The sequence below is a fragment of the Verrucomicrobiales bacterium genome (assembly GCA_016793885.1).
Classification (GTDB): Bacteria; Verrucomicrobiota; Verrucomicrobiia; order Limisphaerales; family UBA11320; genus UBA11320.
This window is the reverse complement of record JAEUHE010000140.1, coordinates 1-8,683: the sequence shown is the minus strand read 5'-3', so window position 1 is coordinate 8,683 and position 8,683 is coordinate 1. Positions and strand designations below refer to the sequence as shown.

Here is an 8,683-nt window from a genome sequence, read left to right as displayed (position 1 = left end):
CTTGTCGGCGTAGCCGATGGAGCAATCTCCAATTTGGTTCCTGTCGAGAAGCATGGTCCCGCTGAAAGACTCGCTGCATTTCGTAGTTGGATCGCCGAACACTCGAGCCCTGGGCCAGTCCTTTCAGACGAAGCCATTGCTCGCGAATCAATCTATGAGGACTGATGACTCTGGTGGTCGTCAGTGTTGAACCAGGACAAAGCGAGCTTTCAGAATCCCCTTGAAAATAAACTTCAAATGCACAAGGTAAAAGCGGTCTGAGCAACTGGACGTTTCTTCAGCGCCGTTCTCCACGGCCACCTCCTTGGCGTCGGTTGCTCAGATTACTTATTTCCAGCTGACACCTAAGATGCTATCTATTGCCATCTAATGTTATTCGTGATAGGCTAAAGAGAGTGGAATAATTCACAGACTCGGAGCACTACCATGAACGTATCATTGGGACCCAAATGGGAGAAATTTGTTGGTCAAAAAATTGAAGGTGGAGACTATCAAAACGCCAGCGAAGTGGTGCGGGATGCGTTACGCTTGCTGGAAAAGCAGGATCTTCTCAAACGGATTTCAGTTTCCTCTCTCGCCGAGCTGGAATCGAAGCTTTCAGAGAGTCTTGCTCGTTTTGAACGAGGTGAAGGCATCAAAGGTGAGGAAGCGTTTCGCCGGTTAAAGAAGCGCGTGGGTGAGAAGCGTAGCCGTGGGTAACTTTTATCTAAACGACGATTCTCTTTCGGATCTCGAAAACATCTGGACGTTCATTGCACTGGACAACCCGGACGCTGCCGACCGGGTCATTGAGGCTGTTTACGACACTTGTCGGCTGCTGGCGGAGAACCCGGGGATTGGGCGTATGCGCAAACTTAGCTCCAGTCCTAAAGAGATCCGCTCTTTTCTGGTAACTGAATTTTCGAACTACATCGTTTATTACCGCCCGGTATCTGACGGCGTTCAGGTGCTTCGAGTCCTACACGGATCCCGAGATCACAGGCGAATGTTTGGCGATCCTGATCAGGGCTAGGCGCTACTCGTCTTACTGTCGAATGTGAATCCCAATTTCCGGAACCTCGCTCATCAACTGGTTCCATGTTCTGATGGCGGCACAGGAGGGAGAGTCGGCATCACTTGAGGTTCGGGGCGAAATTCTTTTGACAATAGCTTTACGGTCTTCCCAACAAGCGCCGCTTTACTCAGTCGATAGCTCCACCGATCTCGGCTCCCGTCCGGCTTTACTTCAGCGACAACCCAGGTGGTCGGCAATTTACGAACAAGTTCAACGGGCGGCAGGTGCGGAATTTCATCGACCGTGAATCGGTCCCCCACTTCCAGTGCAGGAAGCTGGGGATAACTCTCTCTTTGGTGTCCAGTGCCGGGCATTGCGTGTTCCTCCTGTTACTCGGGCTTGGAAACGCGAATTGTTGCATGGAGGTGGCGGAGACACAAACAGATCAAGGCCGCTCTTTGCCCGAGAGCCTTTCGACCAGAACCTAAAAAAACCTCGTGGACGCCCCGTTGGCTGAGCTCGCGCAAATATACTTTTTCGCCTGATCCTGATCCCAACTTCGGGCCCTAGCGAGGCGATGCCGAGCCAACCTGAAATACACTATTGTGGCTGATACTGGATCTCTGGTCTAATTGGTAAACGTGTGCGTCGCAACGAAGGGGTTTCAGGGAATAGATATTACGTAAGGAATGGAATATGCAACTAGGGAGAATGGCGACGGGTTTAGCTCTGCTTATGCTACTAGTTGCTGGAGTATGCGACGCTCAATGCCCGAATTTTCAGTATTCCACGCGGGATCGAGAGATCATAAGGAAAGCTGTGATAATGCCCATAGGCAATAGCCTAAGGAGAGCGAACACCATAGCAATTTTTGTAGCGGCCGGAGACAAAACATTCGACCCGGAAACTAATAACAAATGGTTCCAAGCAGAGCTGGCAGCTGTGCTTAATGATCTTTTTCGTCCTCAGACAATACACATTAGCAGACGCTCGAGGTTCTGGCTGGAGGGCATGGAATTTCGGATAAAGTCCGTGTTCTATGACCTCACCTCTTTGATACCAACTGATGAATCGACAACTCCTCAAGCGCTTGCCCTCGACGCGAGCCAGAGGGTGACCTTCGCTCTTTTGTATCTACTGGAGTGCTACTAGGAGAGTCGACAAGTTTTGACCCTACTCATGGTGTTGACTCGTAGAGTCTTCTAACTCGGAAAAAACTGGTGCCAGTATTTTCGAAGGGCAACTCGACCCTTCGTGGCGATCTAGAATTCGTGAGAATCGATTTCCAGTGTGGGAGAGCCTGAGATGTCTCAAGAATATACTTGTAGAGCAGAAAAGACTCAACCGACCAAGAAACGGTAACTGAATTGGTCGAGACAGAGAAGTGGTCGATTAAAGGCGGCGGGTCATAGTCGTACTCGAACACAGCGCTTAAAGCGGCATCATTTGTAAACCGCAGCGCGGTAACATTGCAGGATCCATCCTGGCACGTAATGACCAATGGCTGTGCATCACGATTTATGTGGAAACGATTTGTGCCTAAACCAATGAAAGATCCAATTTGGTGCCGAAAAAGTGCCTTGGAGCCACTGAAGTTACGGCGAGAAAAGGAAAGGTTCTGAGAACTTCTACCCGAGATGCCGCTTGTGGTGACGTTGGAGGTTACAATACTGACAAGCATAGAATCATGCCGGACAGTAAATGTGTTTCTCATGACGACGGTAACTGTCTCGTAAGTCTGGTTCCTGTTTGTAATAACGACGGACCCATCTGTGCTAATGTCTAAATTTAGCCGGACAGTGTCTAAGTCACCTAGCTGTGGATCAAATTGTCGAACAAGTGGATCCTGATCTTGCCAGCCCGCAGCACCAGTCGCATAGACAAACGATTGAAGATTTGTAGCGGATGCGAGCAATCGAACTCCCTCAAGCGCGGGCGGTAGCGTGGCCAATAAAAGGAGCGCGAACATCCTAGGCGAGGAACGCAGGAAACGATTCGTCCGACCAGAAGTCATTAAGTTTTGATCCTATTCGGCAGAACCCAGTTTGCAAGCCTTTGATTTTCGACAGCGTTTTTACCATTTCAGCAGAAACGATGCTGGCGGCCCGTGACACAGATCAAAGAGTTTGTCTGCGCAAGAGCCTTTCGACCAGAAACCAGAAAAACCTCGTGGCCGCAGTTTGCCCTCCCCAAAACCATCCGACCCCGAGCCAAACCAACCTTCTTCGTCCATCCCCGCAGTCCCCCTCTTTCGGAGTTCCATAACCTATTTTATAGTGCTCCAAAGCCTACCCGCCCAGGAGCACACTTTCATGGCACTACCCGTCCCAAAACAGAATCTCACGCCCGCCTCCCCTACTGCCCAAGATTCAAACAAGATTTTGACCCGACCCGAATTTCAGCGCCTCGCCGAAGTGCCACCCGAGATCGAGTGGTTTGCCAACATCAAAAACGAAAACACCCGGAAAGCCTACCGGGCGGACTTGTCCGCCTTCATGAAGTTTACCGGAATCGAGGCACCGGAAGAATTCCGCGTCATCACAAGATCGCATGTGATCGCGTGGCGTAAAAATCTGGAGCGCCAGAACCTCTCACCCGCTTCCATCCGAAGAAAACTCTCTGCCGTCTCTGATCTCTTCGAGTATCTTTGTGAATCAAATGCCGTGACCCACAATCCGGTAAAGGGCGTGGCGCGTCCGAAAGACGGTGCGAATGAAGGGAAGACCCCGGCGCTTTCGGATGCCCAGGCGAAAGCGCTTGGTGATGCGCCGCCGGAAGGAACGCTCAAAGGGAAACGAGACAGGGCGATTCTTTCAGTTCTTCTTTATCACGCGCTCCGGCGTGCTGAGCTGTGCTCGCTTCGCGTGAAGGATTTTTCTCTTCGGCGCGGGGTTAAGAATTTCACGGTTCACGGGAAAGGCGAAAAGATTCGGTATGTGCCCGTTCACCTAAAAGCAGTCAGGCTCATTGATGAGTATCTGCTCGCGGCGGGGCACGCGGAAGAGACGGACAGTCCCCTTTTTCGCGTCATCTCGAATCGTGCGACCCAAAAGACGCTCGGGATTTCTCCGGGGTCTATTTATCGGGATGTGGTGGCGCGGTATGCCAGGGAGTTGGGGATTTTAAGTGAGGGGGTGGGGCCGCATTCGCTCCGGGCGACGGCGGCGACCAACGCGCTTGAGCACGGATCAGACATTGCGCGGGTGCAGGAGTGGCTTGGACATTCGAGCATTTCCACCACCCGGCTCTACGACAAGCGACACATGCGGGCGGAGGATTCGCCGACGTTCAAGGTGGAGTATTAGGGCAGTTGACCCGACAATACATAAATCGCTCGCTAAGTGCTCTGTCGATGAGTTCGAGGGCTAATCGTGGTCCAGAACTCGTTTGCACGATCGACTTCGAATAATCAATTCCGTCTCTAAGCTGATTCCATGTAACTAAATCGATGCTTGATTCCAAAACAAACCTCATCTGACCTATGTCTACAGGCCGAGGTAAAATCAGCTCTATTCTTCCGTCAACGTTCCGGATGCCGAACCCTGCGGAATCGGCTTCAAGAGGATGAGTGCCAAAGCAAGCTTCTAATGCGTTCGGGAATCCATCGTCATCTGGATCGGCCTCCCTAGTGACGCTCGCCGGATTAGCAAGGATATGCGGAGGAAGATATTGCCCCAGATACTGCTCCAATTGAGAAGGCTCATTCAAGGTCGCACTCAAACTCAGAGAATTGTTCGATTCATCTGATTCTCTTGTGAGGACTGGAGGCTCAAGTTCCAGCTTAAGCTCAAAACTGCCCGGTTCTTGCGGAGGCAATTGGAGATCGGCGACACGAAATTCGGCGTTCGCCGCCAACGCTGGGAGACTTGCCAGTGCCAACAGAATGGAATCCTTCAAGATCCTCAAGGAACCGCCGGTGCTAGGTGCGCTCCCTTTGTTTTGGACAGTGACCGAGACATACGAGGGCAAATTTGCTACAACAGCCGATGACTCCAACTGGTTAGTGAATCGCGAATGCACCACACCGCGAGGATCCTGGCTAAAAGCCAAGTCAGGCAAAGCAAGTTGGAAAACAAACTTCGAGATGTTCGTCTCCAGTGGGGTTGAAACCTCAATATGACCGGAGCTCGAAGCAGTACGAGGAATCTTTGCATCTATTCGCGACAGGTTTGAATTGTAGGACCAAAACGCGCCGATAACAGAGGCTTGGTTAATCCTTAGCTCGGTTGGAACATTCGGAAAATCCCCTGTGATATGTATCTCGGAATCTAGGCGAGCCGGATTCGGGGTCACCGAGAGCAGTTCAATATTAGGAATTACTGCCGAAAAGCCTTTTATGCTTGTAGTATCGGTAACCGCCAATGCGTAGATGAAATTCGTGCCGGGAGGCAGGCACCTCTTGCGCCTTTGATTACTCGGCCACGAGGTTGCCGTGATCTCGGTCGGAATGGTTAGATCGATTTCAAAAACAAAACCGGGAGCAACCCAGAGGCCTCGATCCATTATCGCCTTATGCACTCTGCCGGGGTTAAGAAGGAATTGCTGATCCTTGCCGATATCGTGCTTAGAAGAGGGGCCCATGAAGAACGCCATAGTGATAATAGGCGCATCACCAATACCAGGCCCATACGAGCCCGCGAGTTGATATCGGAATGTGTAGGTTTTGCCGCTAGCAATCTTAGTGGGGCCATCGAAGAGACTAACAGAGATGGCCGCGTTACAGCATGGGACCAACGCGACTGCGAGCATTCCCATCAAGAAAGCGCTTCCTAACCGGTAGTGGAGCAACTGAATCTTCATAAAAGTCTAAGGGTCCTATCAAAATCACACTCTGGTTTTAACAGGTGTACAGTTGTGAAGTGATCCGTGGAGGAAGGAGCGGAAAGGCTCGTGGAGTAACGGGAGAGATGAGCCCGGTCTGCCGTGGAGATTTACCTGAGTTGTCGAGTATGGACGTTGGCAGTGTGTGAGGTGGGAGAGGACGTAGTTTGGGACGGGACAACGGTAAGGCGGCCCCCCGTGTAGCCTGCGGCTCATTGGTGCGGGAGAGCGACTACCAGCCGTTTTCAGCGCGGAACCGGGCCAGGATCTGGAGGGCGCGTTGACGCGCCGCTTCTTCTTCCTGTGAGTTCGGCGGCGAAAGCGCCGCTGGCTTTGGTTCGGGAGCGTGTGGCTTGGGCGGATGCAGTTGAACGCGGCTGATGTTGAGATCCTCTTCGAAACGGTCCAGTTGGAGGAGGTTGGAAAGTTTTAACGCCCCAACGTTCCTGCGCCCTTGGCGGATTTCGCGCTGAAGATAGCCAATGACGCGTTGAACATCGGCTTCATCAAACCCCGAGTGGAAGAGCTCGAACCACAGGCGTTCCCGATCAAAGCGCAGGCTCACGCGCTGCCCCGTCAACTGGCAGTACAACGCGTGAGCCTTTTGGATCCGTTGGATCATGGAGTGTTGCGAACCAATCCCGCCAAGCCTGGCACTTGCTCCATCGCTTGCTGGATGGTTTGGGCATTGATCTCCTTAACCTCGGCCCGAGCGGCTTCCAGCCAGGCGGCCCGGGCCAGCAGACACACGCTGCGCGGTACGCCCGCCGTGGCCCGTGCCAACAAGTCCACCGCTGCGGGGTCAAACACCCGGGAACGATTGATCCCCACAGCTTCCAGCCCCGTTTTGAGATACGTCTGGATTTCCTCCAAAGTCCAGGGACTCAAGAGATGATGAGCACTCAAACGGGAACAGAGAGCTCGGTGATTACGCAGCTGCAACTGTCCCAACAGATACTCATCGCCGATCAAGACCAGAGCGAAGGTAGGCTGGCTGGGGAGATTAAGCCCCAAGAGCAGCCGTAACTCCTCCAGCGTGCTGTGAGTCGAGTTCTGCGCATCATCGAGCACGATTAAGAGGATCTGCCGCTCGTGCTCGGAGAGGTAGCTGGAGAGTTCATCCAAGTTTCGTTCCCGACGAAAGCTGCCTCGTTTGCCCACTCCCCGAGCCAAACTGGCTAAAAGCCCACAGCTACTCAAGGTGGCCTGAGTGAGGTAGACTGGGGTAAAGAGCCTGGGTTCAAGCTGTCTGGCCCAGCGACCGACGAGGGTGGACTTGCCCATCCCATTGCCTCCGCTCAGTAGCATCACCCCTCGCAAAGCTACCGTTTGGTTCAAAAGGCTCAGGGCTCGTTGTTGAGAAGGGATCGAAACCCATTGGTGGTCCGACAGGGGACCAAACGGAACGGCGGTCGCTCCCCAGCTGCGGGCATAAAGCTCCAACTCATTCATAGGAAGTCCTCCCCCCGTCGAGCTCACTGTTGAGATGCCGGTCCACTTTACGGGCCACACCAAAGTCCTGCCCCTTGTAACGGACCAAGACGGGGTTGAGGATCCAGGGATCCAGTTCCAGATCCACCTTGAGTCCCCGCAAGGCGAGGTTCACTTCGAAGAGTTCGTTCTCGATACGGACGGTGCCATCCTTACGCACGACCCGTTCGATACGAGTGAAGAAGAGCCGGTCCAGATCCAGATGAGGATCCAAGGTCCGTAAGAGGGGCAAGCTTCGGGCAAAGCGTTCCTGAGGGCTTTCTCCGATCCCTCCATGCTCGCGCGGATGATAGACTTCCTGTAACCAGAGCGAGAGCTTACCGTTGAGTTCCTCCAGGGATCCCACTCCTTGGCCGGGTAAACGTAAACCGGCTTCAAAATCCTCCTGCAGGGTTCGGAACATCCGTTCGACTTTGCCGCGGCTCCAGGGTTTACCTGGCTTGGAGTGAATGAGCCGAATGCCCAGATTGGCGCAGACGATCTTGAGGTGCTGGTTGACGAAGGGCCCGCCGTTGTCGGCATAGAGCTTTCGGGGCAGACCTCGGCGCCGTAGTGCCTCTTTGAGACAGCCCAGGAGAGCTTGGGTATCAGCGGCTTTTGCGTAGGAAGCATAGGGGATAAGGCGGGAATGATCATCAATGAGGAGGCAGAGGTGAGTGGGTATGGTTTTGGGATGCAGAGCCAGGAAGGGACCGGGAGAGAAGTCGACGATCCATAGATCGTTGACCCCGGGTGCTTCAAAGGCTTTGGTTGGGCCGGGGATGTTTTGACGCAGGAGGTAACGTCGTCCCTGGGCATCGAGGTCGTTCTGCTCCAACCATCGGTAGATGGCCGAGAGGGCGGGCAAGGTGGAGTCGGCTTGCTTCCATTGGCGGTAGAGGAGTTTGACGGAGACCCCGGGGAAGGACCGAACTTGTTCCAGGATCCAGCGCTGCTGGTCGGCGGAGAGTCGGCGGGGTTTGCCGCGATCGGAGCGTTGTTTGGGTTTGAGTCCATCGAAGCCGCCTTTCTTGAAGAGGTAATACCAGTCTTCGAGGGTGCGTTGGGCGATGAACTGGGGGGGAGTGTCGACGTCCCCGGGGAGGGGATGGGTAGAGGCCACCTGTTCCAGCGCGGTGGAAAGGGGCCAGTGCTGGTAAACCAGGTCGATGACTTGCTGAACCAAGGCCAATCGCCCGAGGGCAACGGCCTCCTGAACCGATGAGGCTGGATTTTTCATGCGCTGGAAGCCTGGTCCACCCCCGAACCGAACTTCAAAGATAGGGTTGTGTGGGATGGGGGGGCTCGGCAGGTAACCCCCAAGGTTCAGGAGGGCGGTAGCAGGCAGCGGTAGTTTGCCAGGAGCGAAATGTGATGGTGCTCGGAGAGAAAATGGAG

The 8,683-nt window shown here is 53.7% G+C and carries 7 protein-coding genes and 1 pseudogene; 3 read left to right on the top strand and 5 right to left on the bottom strand.

The genetic code is table 11. From position 1 onward, the window contains the following. Window positions 1-423 precede the first annotated feature (423 nt). Window positions 424-699: pseudogene (locus JNN07_15645) on the top strand (type II toxin-antitoxin system ParD family antitoxin). Continuing rightward, window positions 692-1,012 (top strand): type II toxin-antitoxin system RelE/ParE family toxin, encoded by a 321-nt coding sequence (locus JNN07_15640; GenBank protein ID MBL9169173.1) that lies wholly within the window; start codon window positions 692-694, stop codon window positions 1,010-1,012. The pseudogene JNN07_15645 and the gene JNN07_15640 overlap by 8 nt, the downstream one beginning before the upstream one ends. Before the next feature lie 1,159 nt (window positions 1,013-2,171). Here JNN07_15640 and JNN07_15635 read toward each other — a convergent pair. Beyond that, window positions 2,172-2,963: a choice-of-anchor E domain-containing protein gene (locus JNN07_15635; GenBank protein ID MBL9169172.1), complete on the bottom strand. Its 792-nt coding sequence runs from the start codon at window positions 2,961-2,963 to the stop codon at window positions 2,172-2,174. Window positions 2,964-3,375: 412 nt separating this feature from the next. Between JNN07_15635 and JNN07_15630 the strand changes: the two genes are divergently transcribed. Next, window positions 3,376-4,299, top strand: a complete 924-nt coding sequence (locus JNN07_15630; protein ID MBL9169171.1) for a tyrosine-type recombinase/integrase — start codon at window positions 3,376-3,378, stop codon at window positions 4,297-4,299. Here the strand turns inward: JNN07_15630 and JNN07_15625 are convergent. The 4 genes from JNN07_15625 to JNN07_15610 form a co-directional block, all read right to left on the bottom strand. Next, window positions 4,283-5,794 (bottom strand): hypothetical protein, encoded by a 1,512-nt coding sequence (locus tag JNN07_15625; protein MBL9169170.1) that lies wholly within the window; start codon window positions 5,792-5,794, stop codon window positions 4,283-4,285. The genes JNN07_15630 and JNN07_15625 overlap by 17 nt on opposite strands. 253 nt (window positions 5,795-6,047) lie before the next feature. After that, window positions 6,048-6,437: a hypothetical protein gene (locus JNN07_15620; GenBank protein MBL9169169.1), complete on the bottom strand. Its 390-nt coding sequence runs from the start codon at window positions 6,435-6,437 to the stop codon at window positions 6,048-6,050. Continuing rightward, window positions 6,434-7,267 (bottom strand): AAA family ATPase, encoded by an 834-nt coding sequence (locus tag JNN07_15615; protein ID MBL9169168.1) that lies wholly within the window; start codon window positions 7,265-7,267, stop codon window positions 6,434-6,436. Before JNN07_15615 ends, JNN07_15620 begins: the two co-directional genes overlap by 4 nt. Beyond that, complete coding sequence (locus JNN07_15610; protein ID MBL9169167.1) at window positions 7,260-8,525, bottom strand: DDE-type integrase/transposase/recombinase; 1,266 nt, start codon at window positions 8,523-8,525, stop codon at window positions 7,260-7,262. Before JNN07_15610 ends, JNN07_15615 begins: the two co-directional genes overlap by 8 nt. Window positions 8,526-8,683 lie beyond the last annotated feature (158 nt).